Source organism: Achromobacter sp. 1011811831, assembly GCF_059760905.1.
In genome coordinates this window covers 1-18669 of sequence record NZ_JCBANG010000109.1, presented here as the reverse complement: position 1 = coordinate 18669, position 18669 = coordinate 1, and the positions used below count along the sequence as shown (strand labels likewise).

Genomic DNA, 18669 nt, shown 5'->3' with positions numbered 1-18669 from the left:
TCTCGGTGCTGGACCGGGGCGCCTCGGCATGGGTCCAGCCGCGCGTGAGCGCCTGCGTGTCGACCTGCAGCCCGCCGGCGGCCAGGCCGTCCGGCACGCCCGAGGCGGCATTGCCCGCGGCCTGGCGCGCGGCGGCCTGCGCCGCCTGCTGCGCGGCGATGGCCGCCGCCGTGCGGTTCAGGTTGCTGAGCGACTGCTGCAATTGCTGGCGCGACTGCGTCTGCTGGCGCGCCGCCGTCGGAATGCCCGCCACGCTGCCGTCGGGCAACCGGCCGCTGGCCTGCGTCTGCGCCTGCGCCGCGCCCTTGGCGGCGAACCAGCCGGGGCTGAAGGCGGCCGGCGCGGCCTGGACGCCGCCAGCCGCCAGCATCAGCGCAAGCGCCTGCGCCAGTGGCGCCAGCGGCACGGCCGCTTGCCTGACGCCCGCATTCGAAGTATTCCTGCCCTGCCCGCGCTTGCTCATTGCCACCCATCTCCAAAGAACGCCGCACGCGGATCTCGGCCGCGCATGCTGCGATTGCGAGCGCCGGCGTCCCATGCCAGCGCTCTCCTTGTCTACCTAGACGGATCGACGCGGGAAAAGCAGACAGTTTTTTTATGGCCGGACCGCATTGGAAAAATCGCCCCGTGCGGATGACAGGCGCTCGCCGGCGGGCGCGGCGCGGGCGAATCAACCCAGCAGCAGCACGCCGCCGGGCAAGGCGGTGGCGTCGAGCTTGAAGTTCTCGCGGATCTGGGCGATGGCCGTGTCCAGCTGCGCCAGCTCCACGCGCACGCTGACGGGCCTGGCGGCCAGCGATTGCGCCATCAGGATGACGCGGCCGGAGCGGTAGCGGTTGATCTCGTCCAGCACCTCGGCCAACGGCGCTTGCCGGAAGCGCAGGAAACCCTCGCGCCAGGCCGGCAGATCGTCGGCATCCAGCGTGCGCCCGGGCTGCAGGCCGCCCGTCGCGTCATAGACCAGCCGCTGCGCCGCCGCCAAGGTCGCGCCGCCGCTGGCCAGCGCCACCTCGACCGCGCCGGACAGGCAGGTCACGCAGACGCTGCCGTCGGTGTGCCGCAGCTCGAAGACCGCGTCCCGCGCCATGATGCGGCCGCCGGCCGCGCTGACGGTGAACGGACTGCTCGCGCCGGCCAGCGAGATCGCGGCCTCGCCGCTGATCAGCTCGACGCCGGCGGCGCGCAGCGCGACGCTGGTGCGCGTGTTCAGATCCAGCACGGCGGTCCCCGGCAATACGACGCGGCGCTGCTCGCCCTTGGCGGTGCGATAGTCGGCGCCCAATTCGCGCCAGGACGGCCACAGGCCGAATGGCGGCGCGACCACGGCCACGCCCGCCGCCGTCGCGGCGCACGCCAGGCCCGCGCCGAGAAAGGCGCGGCGCGCCGGACGCGACAGACGCCGCTCGCGGCCACGCGCCTCGCTCAGCGCCGCCGCCGGCGCCATGGCCTGCCACAGCCGATGCGCCTCGGCGAAGGCCGCGCCATGCCTGGGGTCAGCCTGGCACCACTGGCGCAAGGCATCGGCCTGCGCCACCGTCATCTGCCGCAGCGCGACGCGCTGCACCCATTCCCGCGCGATGCGATCGATCTCCGAGCCCGGCCGGGCGCCAAACAGGTCGCGCATGCTCAACGCCCCATCCGCGCCGCGCAGAAATCGTGCGCGGCCTTCAGTTCGCGGCTGACCACGCGCGGCGAAATGCCGAAATGCCGGGCCGCGTCCTGCAGGGGCATCTCGTGCACGCGCACGGCGATCAGGATCTCGCGCCGCCGCGCGGGCATGGCGTCGATCACGCCGGACAGAGCCTCCAGCTCGGCTCGCCCCATCGCCTGGCGCGCCGGGCCGGGATTCTGGTCCACCAGCTCGTCGACCAGCAGATCCAGCTCGGTGCCACTCAAATGGCGGTGCTCCGAACGGATACGATCCACGGCGGCGTTCGACGCCATCCGCATCACATAGGCCAGCGGCGTCTTCACCGCCTGCGCCTGCGTCCCGTCGGGCTGCGACTGTTCAAGACGCAGCCAGGTATCGTGCAGCGCCTCGCCCGCCAGATCGGCCGAGCCGAGCCGGTGCGTGAGGCGGCGCTTGAGGTCGTCATAGCGCTGCACGATCAGGTCGCGCAACGCGGAGAATCCTGGAGCGCTCATTCGCGCTCCGTGGCGGAGCAAGCTAGGGCGCGCTGGCGCAGTCCGCCGGCTTGCGGCTCTCGCGCGGCAACACCAGCACCACGTAGGCCTTGCCCGGATCGCCGGACGGCTCGCCCACCGGCAAGCCCTGCAAGGCCGCGCGTATCGCCGCGTCGCGCGTCGCGCTGCCCGTGGAATCCAGCAGGCGCACCGAACCGATCTGCCCTTGCCGGTCGACCCGCAGCGCCAGCGCCGCGCGGTAGACGCCCGGCGCGCTGGCCGGCTGCCGGCACAGGGCGTCCAGCACGCGCTGCTGCAACTGCGCCTCGAAGGCCCGGCGATGCCGCGCCTGCGCCGACACCGCGCCGCCGGACGGCGCGCCGGGCGTCGGCCGCAGCACGAAAGCCTTGTCGCCGACCGCCTGCGCGATCAGGCCCGTGCCCTCCAGCAACAGACGCAGCGCCGCGTCCGGCGCATAACGTCCGCGCAACGCCGACGACCGGCGTCCGGCGGCCAGGTCCGATCCATACAGCACCGAAATGCCCGTCGCGGTGTCGAAGGCTTCCAGCGCCGCGCGCAGATCCTGGGCGGGAATGTCGAACCCCTGCCGCGCATCCGTGGGCGCGGCGGCCCGCGCCGCCGACGGCGCCGCCAACGCGCCAGTCAGCGCCCACGGCAAGGCCAGCGCCATTGCCCGCGATATCCTCAACGCGCCGGACATAACCAGACCGCGACCCAAGCATGCCGTTCCTTGTCGACCTTGCCCGAAGCAAGGCGGAATTGAAAACTGGCGCATGGTAGGTCGGGCAGATGACCCCTGCGTGACAGGTGCCACGCGGGCAGGCTTCAGGCCGTCACAGTGCGCGTCTTCTCGGCCGGAATCCATCCGCTGCGGCCACGCGCCGCATCGCGCGCATGCAGCCAGGCGCCCTGGATGCCCAGCACCTCCAGGCGATCGCCCGGCGCCACGTCCAGTTCGGTCGGGTTGTAGTCCGCCGCGAGCGCGCCGTCGCGCAGCATGTGGACGTAGACATAGGTATCGCGTCCCTGGATACGGCAGGCATGCCAGTCGAAGAACTCGTCGCAGGGCGCCAGCAGGTCCACGGCCGTGCCCTGCGGGTAGGTCGGGAAAAGGCCCTCGTTGGCATGGGCGGCGGTGACGATGACGTGCAGCATGACGGCTCCGGCAAATGTTGCGGCCCGCTGCGCAATGCACCGGGCAATACCGCAGTGTAGCGGCCGCCGCCTTCGCTCAATCCAGCGGATAGCGCAGGATCGCCGTCCGGCCCTCGCGCAGCGCCAGCGTCAGCACGCCCTCGCCGGCTTCGTCCAGGCCAAGCAATCCGTCTTCCTGGCCGGGCGACAGCTGGAACGGCCGCCAGTTGCGGCCCTGGTCACGGGTATGGAAATAGGCGCAGGTGCCGCCGTCAGGCGAGAACAGCAGCTCGGCGCAGGCCAGCACCATCCAGCCTCCGCGCCCGAACCAGGCCCGGCCGATACGGCTGGGCGCGCCCCGCAGCTGGGGCGCGGCGGCCACGCCATGCCATTCCCGGGACGCCGGGTCCAGCTGATAGATCTGGCCGCCCGACGCCTGGCGCAGCGCGCCGCCCGCGTCAGCACGGGATGCGCCTGACGCGTCCTGGAATGGCGCCGGCGCCGCCGCCTGCTGGATGCGGAAGGCCGGCGGCGCGCCGTCCTGGAAGGCGATCTCGAAGCGGCGCGTCTCGATGAGCTGTGGCGCGTCCGTGCCGGTCTTCACGCGCACGCGCCAGCTCCAGCCCACGGCCTGCGTTTCGCCCAGCGGATAGAGGGACCAGCGATATTCCAGCCGGTCCGCCTGCCCCAGTCCGCGCGTCCTTTCGGCCTGCGCGTCGAAGGCCTTGCCATAGGCGCCGGCATCCGGCCACACCTGCTCCATGATGGTCGCCGCTTGCCAGCGCCGGGCGCCATCCTCGGTATAGAGCAGCCGCTCGCCGCCATCTCGCGGTTCCAGCGCCACCGCGCGCGTCTCGCTGAGGAACAGCGCGCGCCGTTCGGGCTCTCCCAGCGCGACCTGGGCATCGTAGGACCAGCGCAGCCCCCGGTCCTCGGAACGGAAGACCCCCCCGGCGGCCTCGGGCTGATCCGGGCCGGACCGATGCAGCGCCTCGGTCACCAGGAACAAGGTGCGGCCTTGCGGCGTGCCGACCAGGCCGGCGCCGGCGTCGGCGGCGATCGAGGCGCGCAGCGTGAAAACCCCGGTGCCATCGCCGCTATAGACCAGGCTGCGCGCCCCGCTGGCCGCGAAGGCGGACACGACCGGATCCGGCGCATCGGCCTTGTCATGCCCGCCGTCGGCCGCGCCTGTCTGCGCCATCGCGGCGCGCTGCCCGCGCGCGAGCGCCTGCAAACCGGGTTCATCGGCATCCAGCACCTGCGCGCGCGCCAGTCCGGCCGGATCCCAGCTCGCCTTGCTCATCGTGCCGACCAGCAACTGGCGCTCGCCGTAGCGGTACAGGTCAGCGCGCGCATGCGCCTCCAGCGGCGGGCCGTCCAGCTCGCCGATCACTTCGCTGCGCGTCAGCGCCGGCCCTTGCGGCAGCAGCTGATAGCCGCCATAGGCCAGCACGGCGGCCGCCGCGATGGCGGCCGCGCCGGCCAGCAATCTGATGTTCATTGCGCGTGGGATCCCCGTCTGTATGCGGCGGGACGTCCGGCAGGCCGGACGCCCCGCGAGTTTGCGTGACTATAGCGCGCGGCGCATCGGCGCGCGCGCGCCATGACGCAGCGCAAGCTCGGCCGGACCGGCTGCGTCGCCCGCACGCGCGTATCAGATAGAATGCGACGCATGTCCAGACCGCCATCACGCCTCGCCACGGGATCGCACGCACGCTTCTTGCTGTGCCTGCTCGCCTTGGCGACCGTGCTGCGCGCGCTGGTACCGGTCGGCTACATGCCGGACGCCGCCGCGCTGCGCCAGGGCCGCCTGCAGATCAGCTTCTGCTCGGCCGCCGGCGGTCCGCCCAGCGTGATGACGGCGCTGATGGACGCGCGCGCGCCATCCCCGGCCATGTCCGACATGTCCGCGATGTCCGGTCCGCACGACGGCGAATACGCCGGCCAGGCCAATGACGCCGCCCAGGAATGCCCGTTCTGGATGGTGGCGCACCAGACCCTGGACCTGCCGCCGCTGCCCCAACTGCCTGCCTTGCCCGCCGCCGCCGTGGCCTCGGTCGCGCCGCCTGCGCCGCAGTCGCTGCCGCCGCTGCCCGCGGCCGGCCCGCCGCTGGGGCCGCGCGCCCCGCCTGTCCCGTCCCTGGCCTGATCGCACGATCCGCGCGCGCCCGCGCGCTTTTCCGGCCGCCGTACCCTGCGCCTGCCTTCGCCGCCTTGCGCCGCATTCCCGGTCCACGACCCGCGCGCGCGGCGTCGGCACGCGCGCGGCCGTCCGACATGCAAAGACAGAGACGCACCGTCATGCAGAACACGAGTTTCGAATTCCCCCGCGCCCTGGCGCTGGCCGCGGCCCTGGCCGCCATCTTCCCCGCCGCCCGCGCCCAGCAGGCGCCCGCCTTCGACATGGATCCGGTGGTCATCACCGCCGTCGCGCCCGATTCGCCGCTGACCTTCATCACCAATCCCAAGACGCCGCGCCAGCCGCTGCCGGCCAGCGACGGCACCGACTACCTGAAGACCATTCCCGGCTTCTCGGCCATCCGCAATGGCGGCACCAACGGCGATCCGGTGCTGCGCGGCATGTTCGGTTCGCGCCTGAACATCCTGACCAACGGCAGCTCCATGCCCGGCGCCTGCCCGGGGCGCATGGACGCGCCCAGCTCCTATATCTCGCCCGAGACCTTCGACCAGCTCACCGTCATCAAGGGACCGCAGACCGTGCTGTGGGGCCCCGGCGCCTCGGCCGGCACCGTGCGCTTCGACCGCGACACGCCGCGCTTCACCGAGGCCGGCGTGCGCTTCGACGGCAGCCTGACCGGCGGCTCGTTCGGCCGCAACGACCAGACGGCCGACTTCACCGCCGGCAATGAAAGCGTCTACGTGCGCGTCACCGGCAACCACTCGCACTCGCAAGACTACAAGGACGGCAACGGCCTGCGCGTGCCCTCGCGCTGGGACAAGTGGAACACCGACCTGGCCCTGGGCTTCACGCCGGACGCCGACACGCTGTTCGAGCTGACCGCCGGCACCGGCGACGGCGAGGCGCGCTACGGCGGACGCGGCATGGACGGCTCGAAGTTCAAGCGCGAGAGCTTCGGGCTGCGTTTCGAGAAGCGCAACCTTGGCGCCACGCTGGAAAAGATCGAGGCCCAGCTCTACTACAACTACGCCGACCACGTGATGGACAACTACAAGCTGCGCCGGCCGGACCCCAACGGCCCCATGCCGATGGCGATGGCGGCCAACGTGGACCGCGCCACCTGGGGCGGCCGCGCCGCCGCCACGCTCAAGCTGGCCGACACACTGACCATGACCGGCGGGCTGGACTTCCAGCAGAGCCGACACCGTGGCCGCAGCGGCACCGACACGAACTCATACCGCAACCAGTCCTGGGAAAAGGACGCCGAGTTCAGCAACGTCGGCCTGTTCTCGGAGCTGACCTGGCGCGCCTCCGAGCATGGCCGCCTGATCGGCGGAGCGCGCGTCGACCGCGCCTCGGCCAAGGACTTCCGTCCCACGACGGGCCACATGATGATGATGCCCAATCCCACCGCCGGCGAGCGCCGCGACAGCACGCTACCCAGCGGCTTCCTGCGCTACGAGCAGGACCTGGAGAGCCTGCCGGCCACCTGGTACGTGGGCCTGGGCCATGTGCAGCGCTTCCCCGACTACTGGGAGCTGTTCTCGCCCGGCATGGGCCCTGCCGGCTCGGTCAACGCCTTCGACGTGATCAAGCCCGAAAAGACCACCCAGCTGGACGTGGGCATGCAGTACCGCGGCGACAAGGTCGACGCCTGGGTCTCCGGCTACGCCGGCTATGTGCGGGACTTCATCCTGTTCGACTACCGGCCAGGCGGCATGATGGGGCCGACCTCGCAGGCCTCGAACGTGAACGCGCGCATCGCCGGCGGCGAGCTGGGCGCGTCGTGGAAGGTCGCGCCGTCGTGGACCCTGGGCGCCACGCTGGCCTATGCCTGGGGCGAGAACCGCAGCGACGGCCGCGCCCTGCCCCAGATCCCGCCGCTGGAAGCCAAGCTCAGCGCCGCCTACGACGATGGCGTGTGGTCCGCCGGCGCCCTCTGGCGCCTGGTCGCGCCGCAGAAGCGCTACGCGCTCAACAGCGGCAACGTGGTCGGCCAGGACTTCGGCCCCAGCGCGGGCTTCGGCGTGTTCTCGCTGAACGCGGGCTATGCCATCAGCAAGCAGGTCAAGCTGTCGCTGGGCGTGGACAACCTGTTCGACAAGGCCTACGCCGAGCACCTGAACCTGGCCGGCGACGCCGGCTTCGGCTTCCCTGGCCACTCGCGGGTCAATGAACCCGGCCGCAGCGTGTGGGCGCGGGTCAGCGTCAAGTACTGAGACGCCCGCGCGCGCTCCCCTTTCGTCGCCTGAACGGGCATACTCCCGCAACGACGAAAATCCTGGTTGATCCGGCGGCGCCGGACGGAGGGGTCCTTCCTGCCGAGGACCGCTCCGTTCCGCGAGGCGCAAGCCTGCCCCGGATTGACCCGGCAATACAGGAATGCCGCCCCGTGAACGACATGGAAGACATTGCCGCAAGGCTGGTCGAGGTTCTGGACGCACTGGATCTGAAGGGAAGCGCCGACGCGGATATCGATGCCTATCTGGACGCCCGCGACGAAGATCCCTTCGACTCGGATTGGCTCGCCGCCCATCAGGAGCTGGAAAGCCGCAAGCGCGGACTGGACGAGCCCTCCCTGCGCAAGCTGGAACGCGCCAACGGGAAGCTGCGCGAGCGCGTCTTCAAGCGCGTGCTTGGACAAGCCGGAGACGATATCGCGGGCTACATCTCCGACGATTTCGGATTGATGTTCGACGCTCTTGCCATGGACGATCTGGAAGCATCATGGGTTTTCGGCCTGTACGAGTGCTACGCAAGCGCGACGCTTCCGTCGGGATCGATTCATGCCAGGCCCAGACCCGTGTTGAAATAGCCAGGCATCCCCCAGGCACCTCACCGACACCGCGCCCGACATTCCCGACATGAAGAACAATGAGATCACCCGGCGATGGCAGGCCCATCCTTCCCTGGCCGATGTATTGGCGGTCACGCGCGGGTTCCAGGCCTCGCCATTTGGACGCACGCCGGACGGCCTGCTCGATTTCCGGGGCCTCGCCCTGGCCTCGACGCCGCTGACCTTCGGCGGAGGCTGGCACAACGACGGCCACCAGATCGACCTGCGCGACGCCGACTTTTCCCATGGCAGCTGGAAGGGTTTCGACATCCGCGATGCGCAGGTCCAGCGCTGCACGTTCGATTCCGTGGAGTTCGTGGGCGACATACGCTTTCATGGCGTTTCCCTTGAAGACTGCCTATTCAAGGACTGCTCCTTCAAGAACGTGCACATCACCACCGCATCCCTGCTGAACACGCGGTTCGAGGGCCTGCGCGGCAAGGACACGCTGTCCTTCCATGCCCGGCGCATCGAGGACTGCCTGTTCGAGGGCAAGATGAAGAAGATCGACTTCAAGTCCTCGCCCATCAGGAACACGCGCTTTTCCGGCGAGCTGCTGGAATGCGTTTTCTTCGGGCATCCGTCCATCGACGTCGTCGACGCCGACGCGGAAATCTATCGAGAAGTGGCGCCCGACGCGGTCGCCAACCGGATGGACGGGGTGGACTTCTCGGACGCCAGCCTGATCAACTGCCACATCGGCAATTACTGCTATCTGGACAAGGTCATCCCCCCATCCCCGGAGCAGAATTGCATATCGCGACTGAACCCGGACTTCTTCGATACCGCCAGCGCACTGCTGCGACAAGACATGCCCGAGGCGCTGGCCAGCAAATCCCTGATGTGGCTGGAGACCTTCTACAAGCCGGACGTCAGGCTGCCCCATGGCGTCATCGGCCCGCGGGATCTGGCCAAGCCGCTGGGCGCCGAGGGCGCGGCCCAGTTTTTCAACACCCTGCGCCGCGCGGCGATCGCAGCGCGAACCATCGTGTGAGCGGCAGCGGAGACGGAGCAAGGACGCCATGACCATCGACACCATCGAGCGCCAGCTGGGCCGACGGTTTCCGAGTCGGCGTCCATCTGCACGATTCCGATGAGATCATCGACTCCGGCATCGGCATTGAGGACATCCTTTCCATCATGAACATCATCTACTCGGCATGATGGCGCGATCATGAAGCTGTACCACGCCAGAACCCAGCTGAAAGCGCCGGCCAATGCGCTCATCTACCCGCCGGGAAAAATATACGACGCGGTCCACGGCTATGCGGTCGCCGGCCGCCTGGACGCGGACGACCTGCCTCAGAACCTGATCGCGAGATGCCAGGACGGCCTGACGAAGTCCGACCTGTCCCGACTCGACTACCTGCACTCCTTTGGCGGGATACCGGTGTTCTCGAATCGATTCCTCGATGCGATGGGGGAGCTGGGCGGAGAGATCGAGTACCGCAAGACGCAGGTGCTGATGGGCGGCGAGCGATTTGAATTCAATATCGGCAGGGTATTGAACAGGATGGCCCTCGTCGATTATGAAAAATCCGGCATAGGCAACGGGAATTTCCTGGCGGGCACCTATTTCCTGCGCGACCTGGCGCCCGGATTCCTGATCGCCCGGGAGCGGAATCCGCTATGCCAATCCGTGTTCGCCGTCACCGAGGACTTTGTGAACCAGGCTGGAAAGCACAGGCTCCACATCCTGTTCAAGGAAGTCGCCTACGCCTGAGCCCATCGCTTGCGCTGTCGGACGAATTTGCCTACGCTGCGCGTTTTCGCGCCCCTCAACCGCCAGTCCATCACGGGATGACAAACCCTGACCATGAATGCCGCCGAACTCATCGCTTTTCTTGGACATGGCAGCGACCACGCCCCCTTTGACGCATTCCTGCAAAAGCACGGCATCAAGGAACGGCCCAAGGCTGGACGCACGCTGAACACCGTCATTCCCATCAAGGGCCAGGGCTTGTCCATGTCCTTTGAAATCGATCCGCTGGGAACGGGAATCACGCCCAGGAGCGAAGGCGCCTTCATTTTTTCCCAGCTTGAAATCATGGTCTCGGGCATCGGCAAGGCCGGCCTGTATACTCGCCCGCTGCCCTGCGGCCTCGAATCCGCCGACAGCCGAGAAACCATCGAAAGGAAACTCGGGGCGCTCAAGCGCCGCACCGCCGATGTCGACAACTACTATATCGACGGCGTGGTATGGACGGTTGCCTTCGAGGGCGACGCGCTCGAATTCCTCCAGCTCGGCGTTCCCAGCAACGGCAAGCGCAAGCATGGCTTGTGCCCCTGAGTGACGATGGCGCGGCGGATGCCGCGACCGCCCAGCGCCACGCGTCGTGGCGCGCCTGCGCTGCCGTGGCCGCCTATTCCGCGACCCGCTCGGAACACGTCACCCGGTACACCTGCCAGTCAATCAGGCTGTACAGCACATGCAGCCTGAAGCCGGGAAGATTCCACAGGAAGTAGCCGGTGTCCTCGGCCACGCCGTGCGCGTCCGGATCCCTGCCCACGCGCGGGATGATGTCCTCGAGCCTGGTGGAGAACGTCAGGCCGAAGGGCAGCGGCCCCGGGTATCCCGAACTGTCCATGTCGCCGGCCCGGTTCACGCGGTAGCCGGCAAGAACGGTCGTGCCCGCTTCCGCGCCATCGCGGAAATACAGGCTCAGGCCGTGGGACTTCAGGTAGCGAAAGACCTCATCGCCGTGCCCGGCCTCATCCCGTGCGTCCTGGTTCCACGCCAGCGGCGCCAGGGCTGCCTGCAGTTTGGCGTCATCCACGGCCAGGCCGATGGCCGCGTTCAACTTTTCCAGGTCCGGCGCGTTCCGGGATGCTTCCGATGAAGCGGCGCCGATCATCTCCAGATCGTAGCGATTCGGCCTGCGCACATGCACGATGGCGACGCGGCCGGCGTCCGCCGTGTAGCTGATGTTCAGATGCCAGTCCTTGCCGACCCAGAGTTCCGCCGGCAGTCCATGCAGCACGCGGCGGGCGATCGGGGCGGAGAGCTTTTCCCGAACCTGCGCCGGTCCGTCGGCGAAGCGCAAGCCGAAAGGAAGCTCGCCCTGGAAGCCGGCGCGGCCGGAAACACCCGGGCCGTAGAAGGCCGCCTGCTTGAGGACGAAGCCCGGCCCCGCAGCTTCGGCGGAAAACAGCCGGCCGTGGTTTTCCCCGCTTTCGTAGATCAACGCGACGCCTTGCCGCTCGTTCTCGTCGATCTCGCTCAGGCGCGCCTCGCGCAGCGTCTCGTCCGACGCGGCGCCATGGCCGTCAACGCCAGGGGCCGCATGCGGACGGTCGTGGATGCCATGCTGGTCCAGCCAGGCGCCAAAGGCGGCGTCGTCCGGCGATGCGCCCAGGAAGGACAGCAGTTCCGGGGCGGACAATGGCTGCGCGGCCGCGCCCGGCGTTTCAGCGGCAACGGCCTGGAGCTCGATGTTGAATTTCCTGGCGCTATGGACGTTGGGCCGGGTGAACCTGAATGTGTCGATCTTCCGCCCTTTCCCGCCATAGAACACAATGATCAGGAAGGCATCCCGGTGGTAGGTCTGGACCTCTGCCTTCGGGTCTTCGTCCAGGGCCCTACCCAGCGCCGCGTCCACCTGCTGCCGGTCCATGGCCAGCGACAGGCCGAAGGGCAACTCCCCCTGGTATCCCTGGTGCACGTCGAAGGACTCCAGCGTGAACCCGCCGTCGCCCACGGGCTCCCGGACATTCCTGCCCATGTAGGACTCGGTGGGATCGAATTCCAGCGACACCAGCTTGTCCTGGGTGCGCACCCGGGTGGTCGAGTCGCCCTTGGGCATCTTCTTCATGCCCAGGCCCAGCATGCAATCCTGCAGCGCGGCGCTTGCCGAGGTGTGGCCGATGAGCGGGACAAGCGTGCTGATGGTCATGGGTTCATGCCTGAAATGGGAATGCGCCGCCAGGGCGCCGCGCGGGATGGGGCCATAGCGTACAGGCTATGGCCCGAATCACGAAACGCGCCCCGTCGCGGCCGGCGACTAACGGCTCCAGCGCCGATACAGCGCCCGCGCCGCCGCGTCCAGCAGGAAGCCCAGCAGGCCGATCAACAGCACCATCGCCATCAATTCGGGATAGGCCAGCCGGTCGCGCGTGTCCAGGATGAAATAGCCCATGCCGGCCGACACGCCCAGCATCTCGCAGGGCACCAGCACGATCCACAGGATGCCGATGGCCAGCCGCAGGCCGGTCAGGATGTGGCCCAGCACGCCCGGCAGGATCACGTGGCACAGCGTTTCCCAGCGGGTCGCGGCCACGCTCTGCGCCAGCAGCAGCCAGCGCGGATCCAGGTGATGCACGCCGGCGGCGGTGTTGAGCACGATGGGCCAGACGGCGGCGAAGGCCAGCAGGAAGTACACCGGATCATCGCCCACGCCGAAGGCCATCACGGCGATCGGCATCCAGGACAGCGGTGAGATCATGCGCAGGAACTGCATGGCGGGCGACAGCGCCGCCTCCAGCCGTCGGAAGCTGCCGATGGCCAGCCCCAGCGGCACGCCCACGGCCAGCGCCAGCCCCAGGCCCACCGCGATGCGGCGCAGGCTGACCAGGATATGGCCGGGCAGGTCCGGGCCGGTCAGCAGCATGGCCAGCGCGCTCAAGGTCGGGCCGGGCGCGAAACGCCGCGCCATCGCGCCTTCGGCCGGCAGCACGGCGGTGCATAGCCACCAGGCCAGCGCCACGACCGCCAGCCCCAGCACGCCCAGGCCGGCGCGGCTGGCCAGCCCCGGCGGCCGGGTGCCGGTTCGGGCGCGCGCGGCAGGCGCCGTTGCGCCCGATCCCGACGCTGCCGCAGCCGCGCCCGCCGCCGTGGACGGCGTCCCGCTCACGCCTGCACCTGCTCGCTGCGGACGTAGCTCTCGGGAAAGCCGAAGCGCCCCAATCCGCCGGCGGCTTCGATGGCGCGCTTGACGTAGCGGTCGTCGACCAGCTCGGCCGCCGCGCGCGCCGGATCCAGCGTCGCCAGGAAGCCCCGGTCGGCCTCGATCAGCGTGTCGCGCAGCCGGCGCACCAGTTCCTCGGTGTAGCTCGGGAAGGGATAGGGCTGGAAGTCGATGCGACGCTCGTCCCAGTCGCCATGGCGGATCGCGCCGCTGGCCAGGTAGCGCTCGCGGTCCTCGGGCGGCGGCGCCAGCACCTTGCTCAAGGCCGGCAGGCCGTGCGGCGTGTAACGGTTGATGCCTTCCTTGGACAGCAGCCTGGCCGTTTCCTCGCGGTTGTCGCGGATCCAGAGCTGGGCCTGCACGATGGCATCCACCACCTTCTGCGACCACTGCGGCCGCTGTTCCAGGTCGCGCTCGTGCATGAACACCACGCAGCAGGCGTGGTTGCGCCAGACGTCGCCGGTGAAGCGCAGCACCTTGCCCACGCCCAGCGTCTCGGCCGCGGCGTTGAAGGGCTCCGCCACGATGTAGCCGGCGATGCGCCTCTGCGCCAGCGCCGGCGGCATGTCGGCCGGCGCCATCACGATCAGGTTGACCTCGCCCGCCGCCGGCGCGCCATCCTTGCGCGACACCGGCGTCAGGCCGTTCTCGCGCAGCAGGTATTGCAGCACCACGTTATGGATGGAATACCAGAACGGGATCGCCACGGTCTTGCCGCCCAGGTCCTTGACGCTGTTGATCTCCGGCGTCACCGTCAGGCCGGAGCCGCCGACGTGGTTCCACGCCACCACCTTGGCCGGCACCTGGCTGCCGAAGCGCGCCCAGACGGTCATGGGCGACAGCAGGTGCACCACGTTGACCTGCCCCGAGATGAAGGCCTCGATCACCTGCGCCCAGCTGCGCAGCAGCGTGGGCTTCTCGGCCTTGACGCCGGCCTTGTCGAACAGTCCGTTGTTGTGCGCCACCAGCAGCGGCGCGGCGTCGGTGATCGGCAGATAGCCGATGCGCACCGGCGCGTCGGGCTCGGCCTGGGCGCGCGCGTTGAAGGCGGACAGCAACGACGCCGCCCCGCCCGCGCTCAGCAGCGCCGTCAGTTTCAACCAGTCGCGACGCGACATGTGTTCCAGGCACATTCCTAGGCTCCTTGTGTCTTGCTCTGATGGGGGGTCAAACAGATACCGTTGATTCGGACGCCGCGCGTCCGGCCCGCAGCGCGCCGCGCAGGCGGGACAGGATTTCCAGGCGCAGCGCGCCCATTTCGGGCAGCAGGTCGGCGCGCGGCTGCGGCAGGTCCACGGCCCATTCGCCCAACACGCCGCCGGGCGCGCCGCCCAGCAGCACGATGCGGTCGGCCAGCAGCAGCGCCTCGTCGATATCGTGGGTGATCAGCAGCGCGGCGGCGCCGACATCGGCCACCACCTTGCGCAGCAGCGTCTGCATCTCGGCGCGCGTGACCTCGTCCAGCGCCCCGAACGGCTCGTCCAGCAGCAGCACCGCCGGCTGGCGGGCCAGGCAGCGCGCCAGCGCGGCGCGCTGCGCCATGCCGCCGGACAGCTGCGCCGGCCGCAGCTGGCGGGCGTGCGACAGGCCGACTTCCTCGATGGCCAGGTCCACGCGCCGCGCGCGCTCGCGCGCATCCAGCGCCGGCTGATGCTTGAAGTCCAGGCCGAAGGCCACGTTGCGTTCCAGCGTCAGCCAGGGCAAGAGGCCCGGATCCTGGAACGCCACGGCCACGCGCGGATGCACGCCGGCCAGCGGCTGGCCTTCCATGTCGAGCGCGCCGGCGCTGGGCGCCTGCAGTCCGGCCAGCACGCGCAGCAGGCTGGACTTGCCGGCCCCGCTGGCGCCCAGCACGGCCAGCACCTCGCCGCGCGCCAGGTCCAGGTTCACGTCCTGGAACACGGCGGCGTCGGCGCCCGGATAGCGCAGCGTCAGGCCGCGCGCGCGCAGCACCGGCACGCCGCCGTTCATGTCGCCACTCATGCCGCCGCCTCGGCGGCCAGCCGGGCGCGGCGCTTGGCCAGCTCGGTCTTCAACTGCACCAGGCTGGGCGTGACGATGGGCAGGAAGGCGGCCTCGCGCCAGCGCCGCGCGAAACCGTCGCCGGCCGGCTTCAGGTAGGCCGCGCCGCCGCTGGCCTGCAGCTCCAGCTGCACCGCCTGCTGCGCCGCCTCGGCCAGCGCGATGCGGACCTCGAACAGCAGCCAGGGCTCGGCCACGTAGCGGCCCTCGCGCACGCCGGCGATGAGCTGGTCCGACAGGTATTCGACCTGGGCCTGCAGCTGCGCCAGCGGCTCGGCCAGGATGCCGCGCGCGCCCTGCCCCTGCCCCGCCTTTGCGGCCTGGCGCAGCGCGCGCCGGGCCAGGCCGATGGACAGGCCGCATTGCAGCCCGGCGAAGGCCGGCCGCGCCTGCGGCAGGTACTGGCGGGCATCGGCGTGGATCAGCCAGCGCGGGCTGATGCGCACGCCCTTCACTTCCAGCGCCGCCGTGTTGCTCGATTGCAGGCCCAGCAGGCGCAGGTCGGCGCTGCGCGTCAGGCCGGCGATGCCCTGCGGCAGCGCCACCACGGCCGGCGTGCCATCCGGCGCGGTCACGGCCGCCGCCACCAGGAAGCCGTCCGGGCGCAGATTGGTGACCCAGGGCATGCGGCCGTCCAGCACCCAGTCGTCGCCATCCTGGCGCGCCGAGATCTGCAGCGACTCGATGCCGCTGAGGAATTTCATGGCGTTGGACAGCGCCGTGGCGCCGGCCAGCTCGCCGCGCAGCAGCGGGCCGGTCCAGTCGCGCGCCAGCGCCTGGTTCGGACTGTGCAGCAGGTATTCGATGAAGACGCGCTGGCCCCAGGCCACGAAGGCCGCCGCCACGGAATGCTCGGCCAGCTGCGACACCGCCTCGATGGCGTCGCCGGCATCGCTGCCTTCCAGGCCGCCCTGGCTGGCGGGCACGCCCAGCCGGAACACGCCGGCCTCGGCCAGCCTGGGCAGGACCGAGGCGGGATCCTCGGCGCCTTCATCCAGCGCCTGGGCATGGGCGTCCAGCCAGTCGCGCAGCTCGGCCGGCAGCCAGGAACGCGCGCCGGTATCGGTAAGCGCCTGCGTCGCCGTCATTGCTTGGGGCTCCAGGCGTAGTCGGCCAGCTGCGTGTTGAGCGGCGTCTGCGCCAGGTTGTTGCCGAAATTGCAGATGGTGGCCAGGCCCACGCCGACGATCACTTCCAGCGCGTTGCCGTCGGTGTAGCCGGCCTCGCGCAGCGCCTGCAGCTCGGCGTCGCTGACGCGGCCGCGCGTGTTGATGACGGCCTCGGTGAAGGCGGCCAGCGCCTGCAGCCGCGCGTCGGGCAGCGTGCCCTGGGCGCGCAGCGCCTCGACCACCTCGGGCGACAGCTTGGCCTTGTTGCGAGCCAGCGCCGTATGGCCGGCCACGCAGAAGGTGCAGCCGTGGCGCGTGCCGGCCACCAGTTGCACCACTTCGCGCTCCTGCAGCGTCAGCCCGGCGCGGGCGTTGATCTGCGACAGCGTCTGGTAGGCCTCCAGGGCCGCCGGCGCATTGGCCAGCACGCCCAGCAGGTTCGACAGGTAGCCGGCGCCCTGTTCGGCGGCGCTCAGGGCGGGACGGACGGCTTCAGGCGCGCTTTGCGCGGTATGGATGGTCAGGCGGGCCATGTGGATCTCCAGGTGCGGATTGCAAAACCGTATTGTGCGTATGCCCGGCGGCGGGCGACAATGCCCGCTGATCGCAACTTGATGCTCGAACTTATCGACTTTCAGCTATGCGCTTATAACCCGGGCGCATGGCGCATCATCCTCTCAAACTGCTATTGCGCCGCGACCATATCAGATGGTCCGGCGGTCCACAACGCCTTGTCCCAACCCGCCCACGACCGATCCGCCGCCGACGCGCTGCTGCTGTCCAGCCTGGACGTGCGCTCCAGCCTCTATCACCTGGGCCAGTATTGCGGCGCCTGGAACGCCAGCACCAGCGGCCGCGCGCGCGCCAGCTTCCACCTGGTCCTGCACGGCGATTGCCGCGTGGACCTGGCAACCGAAAGCCTGGCGCTGGCCGCCGGCGACGGCATCTTCTTCCTGCGCGACCTGCCGCACACGCTGATGCCCGCCGGCGCCCTGCCCGCGGACCCGTCCCGGGGCATGCAGCCGCTGCAACCGCGCCGCCCCGACGGCACCGGCCTGGCCTGCGGCTTCTTCGAATTCCGTTCCGGGCTGGACGGCCTGCTGGCAGACGCCCTGCCCGATTATCTGCTATTGCGCGCCAGCGACGCGCGCTATGCCGCCGCGCGCGGCGTGTTCCAGCTGATCCTGGACGAGACCGCCGATCCGGCCGCCTCGCCGCTGGTGCTGGAGCGGCTGACCGACCTGCTCATCTTCTTCATGCTGCGCCATCTGGCGGCGCGAGACCCGCAAGCGCATGGCCTGCTGGTGCTGGCGCGCGATCCGGCCATGGCCGGGCTGCTGCAGGCCATCCTGGCCGAGCCGGCGCTGCCCTGGAGCCTGCAGGACATGGCCGACCGGCTGCACATGTCCAAGGCCACCTTCCACCGCCGCTTCACGCTGCACAGCGGCACCACGCCCGCCCAGCTGCTGCAGGCGCTGCGCATGCGCGCCGCCCGCCGGCTGCTGGAACAAGGCGCGGGCATCCAGGAAGCCGCCGAGCGCGTGGGCTACCAGTCGCAGGCGGCCTTCAGCCGCGCCTTCCAGCGCGCCGAGGGCATGGCGCCGTCGGCCTGCCGCAAGCGCCAGGCCGGCGCCGCCTGAGCGGACGCGCCGGCCCTTCCCGCCTCAGGACAGGCCCTGCAGCAGGGCCGCGAGCTGATCCGGATGCGTGATGTGCGCCTCGTGCGGCGCGGCCAGATCGACCCAGTTCCAGCCCGGTTGCGACTTGACCAGCTTGCGCGAGGCCTCCAGCACGCCCAGCTCGGGCTGGGTGCAGTGGATATAGGTGCGCGGCCGGCCGTTGCCGATCGGATGCTTGAGCGTGAGCGGCGTGGTGTAGCTGGCCAGCGGATGCGCGGTCAGGCGGCGCTTGACCCAGGCGTGGTCGGCGCTGCCTTCCTTGAAACCCCAGGCCGCGGGAATCGGATCCGGGATCGGCACCGCCAGCCCGTCGGTGGCCTTGGAAGCCGCCGCGATGCGCGCATCGGCGTCGGCCTGCGGATAGACCGAGAACGCGTTCTGGCCACTCTGCAGCACGATCGCGTCGAAGTACACCAGGTGCGCCAGCCGTTCCGGAATCCGGTCGGCCACGCCCGTGATCGGGATCCCGCCGAAGCTGTGGCCCACCAGGATCACGTCGTTCAGCTCCTCGGTCTGGATGACCTGCACCAGGTCCTCGACGAAGGTATCGATGGTGATGCTGCGGGACAGCAGGTGGGCGCGGTCGCCCATGCCGGTATAGCTGGGCGCGTACACCCGGTGGCCGGCCGCCGCCAGGCGCTCGGCCACCGGCCGCCAGCACCAGCCGCCATGCCAGGAGCCATGCGCCAGCACATAGGTC

20 protein-coding genes are annotated in these 18669 nt (G+C 70.0%); 7 read left to right on the top strand and 13 right to left on the bottom strand.

The window, feature by feature from the left end; translation table 11 throughout:
* From AC6LJ9_RS27245 to AC6LJ9_RS27220, 6 genes are all read right to left on the bottom strand, one after another.
* Positions 1-463, bottom strand: a 463-nt coding sequence (locus AC6LJ9_RS27245; RefSeq protein WP_498149972.1) for a hypothetical protein, incomplete at its 3' end; no start/stop codon positions are given.
* 207 nt (positions 464-670) lie between these two features.
* Complete coding sequence (locus AC6LJ9_RS27240) at positions 671-1624, bottom strand: FecR family protein (RefSeq protein ID WP_498149971.1); 954 nt, start codon at positions 1622-1624, stop codon at positions 671-673.
* A 2-nt stretch (positions 1625-1626) separates the two neighbouring features.
* Positions 1627-2145 carry an RNA polymerase sigma factor gene (locus AC6LJ9_RS27235; RefSeq protein WP_498149970.1) on the bottom strand — a complete coding sequence of 173 codons (519 nt, stop codon included), beginning with the start codon at positions 2143-2145 and terminating at the stop codon, positions 1627-1629.
* A gap of 22 nt (positions 2146-2167) precedes the next feature.
* Entirely contained in the window at positions 2168-2815 is a 648-nt protein-coding gene (locus AC6LJ9_RS27230) for a secretin and TonB N-terminal domain-containing protein (protein WP_498149969.1), read from the bottom strand.
* Positions 2816-2970: 155 nt separating this feature from the next.
* Entirely contained in the window at positions 2971-3300 is a 330-nt protein-coding gene (locus tag AC6LJ9_RS27225; RefSeq protein ID WP_498149968.1) for an SH3 domain-containing protein, read from the bottom strand.
* 76 nt (positions 3301-3376) lie between these two features.
* The gene (locus AC6LJ9_RS27220) at positions 3377-4780 is read right to left on the bottom strand and encodes a hypothetical protein (RefSeq protein WP_498149967.1); all 1404 of its coding nucleotides are present in this window, start codon (positions 4778-4780) and stop codon (positions 3377-3379) included.
* 171 nt (positions 4781-4951) lie between these two features.
* Between AC6LJ9_RS27220 and AC6LJ9_RS27215 the strand changes: the two genes are divergently transcribed.
* From AC6LJ9_RS27215 to AC6LJ9_RS27190, 6 genes are all read left to right on the top strand, one after another.
* Entirely contained in the window at positions 4952-5428 is a 477-nt protein-coding gene (locus tag AC6LJ9_RS27215; RefSeq protein ID WP_498149966.1) for a DUF2946 family protein, read from the top strand.
* A gap of 128 nt (positions 5429-5556) precedes the next feature.
* Positions 5557-7638: a TonB-dependent copper receptor gene (locus AC6LJ9_RS27210; RefSeq protein WP_498149965.1), complete on the top strand. Its 2082-nt coding sequence runs from the start codon at positions 5557-5559 to the stop codon at positions 7636-7638.
* Positions 7639-7820: 182 nt separating this feature from the next.
* A complete protein-coding gene (locus tag AC6LJ9_RS27205) occupies positions 7821-8234 on the top strand; it encodes an immunity protein PIM1 family protein (RefSeq protein ID WP_498149973.1) in 414 nt (137 codons plus the stop codon).
* Between the two features lie 49 nt (positions 8235-8283).
* Positions 8284-9249, top strand: a complete 966-nt coding sequence (locus tag AC6LJ9_RS27200; protein WP_498149964.1) for a hypothetical protein — start codon at positions 8284-8286, stop codon at positions 9247-9249.
* 180 nt (positions 9250-9429) lie between these two features.
* Positions 9430-9978 carry a hypothetical protein gene (locus AC6LJ9_RS27195; protein WP_498149963.1) on the top strand — a complete coding sequence of 183 codons (549 nt, stop codon included), beginning with the start codon at positions 9430-9432 and terminating at the stop codon, positions 9976-9978.
* A 93-nt stretch (positions 9979-10071) separates the two neighbouring features.
* Positions 10072-10545, top strand: coding sequence for a hypothetical protein (locus AC6LJ9_RS27190; RefSeq protein ID WP_498149962.1), 474 nt, complete (start codon positions 10072-10074; stop codon positions 10543-10545).
* Positions 10546-10618: 73 nt separating this feature from the next.
* Here the strand turns inward: AC6LJ9_RS27190 and AC6LJ9_RS27185 are convergent, their stop codons facing one another.
* The 6 genes from AC6LJ9_RS27185 to AC6LJ9_RS27160 all read right to left on the bottom strand — a co-directional run bounded on the left by AC6LJ9_RS27185 (position 10619) and on the right by AC6LJ9_RS27160 (position 16823).
* Positions 10619-12148, bottom strand: coding sequence for a hypothetical protein (locus AC6LJ9_RS27185; RefSeq protein WP_498149961.1), 1530 nt, complete (start codon positions 12146-12148; stop codon positions 10619-10621).
* 108 nt (positions 12149-12256) lie between these two features.
* Positions 12257-13105 (bottom strand): ABC transporter permease, encoded by an 849-nt coding sequence (locus AC6LJ9_RS27180; RefSeq protein WP_392409305.1) that lies wholly within the window; start codon positions 13103-13105, stop codon positions 12257-12259.
* Complete coding sequence (locus AC6LJ9_RS27175) at positions 13102-14292, bottom strand: ABC transporter substrate-binding protein (RefSeq protein WP_498149960.1); 1191 nt, start codon at positions 14290-14292, stop codon at positions 13102-13104. The genes AC6LJ9_RS27180 and AC6LJ9_RS27175 overlap by 4 nt, the downstream gene beginning before the upstream one ends.
* A 34-nt stretch (positions 14293-14326) precedes the next feature.
* Positions 14327-15142, bottom strand: a complete 816-nt coding sequence (locus tag AC6LJ9_RS27170) for an ABC transporter ATP-binding protein (protein ID WP_498149959.1) — start codon at positions 15140-15142, stop codon at positions 14327-14329.
* The gene (locus AC6LJ9_RS27165; RefSeq protein ID WP_392409309.1) at positions 15139-16269 is read right to left on the bottom strand and encodes an acyl-CoA dehydrogenase family protein; all 1131 of its coding nucleotides are present in this window, start codon (positions 16267-16269) and stop codon (positions 15139-15141) included. Before AC6LJ9_RS27165 ends, AC6LJ9_RS27170 begins: the two co-directional genes overlap by 4 nt.
* The gene (locus AC6LJ9_RS27160) at positions 16266-16823 is read right to left on the bottom strand and encodes a carboxymuconolactone decarboxylase family protein (protein ID WP_103274283.1); all 558 of its coding nucleotides are present in this window, start codon (positions 16821-16823) and stop codon (positions 16266-16268) included. Before AC6LJ9_RS27160 ends, AC6LJ9_RS27165 begins: the two co-directional genes overlap by 4 nt.
* Before the next feature lie 198 nt (positions 16824-17021).
* Between AC6LJ9_RS27160 and AC6LJ9_RS27155 the strand changes: the two genes are divergently transcribed.
* Positions 17022-17930, top strand: coding sequence for a cupin domain-containing protein (locus AC6LJ9_RS27155; protein WP_498149958.1), 909 nt, complete (start codon positions 17022-17024; stop codon positions 17928-17930).
* Between the two features lie 24 nt (positions 17931-17954).
* Here AC6LJ9_RS27155 and AC6LJ9_RS27150 read toward each other — a convergent pair.
* Positions 17955-18669, bottom strand: a 715-nt coding sequence (locus tag AC6LJ9_RS27150) for an alpha/beta fold hydrolase (protein WP_498149957.1), incomplete at its 5' end; no start/stop codon positions are given.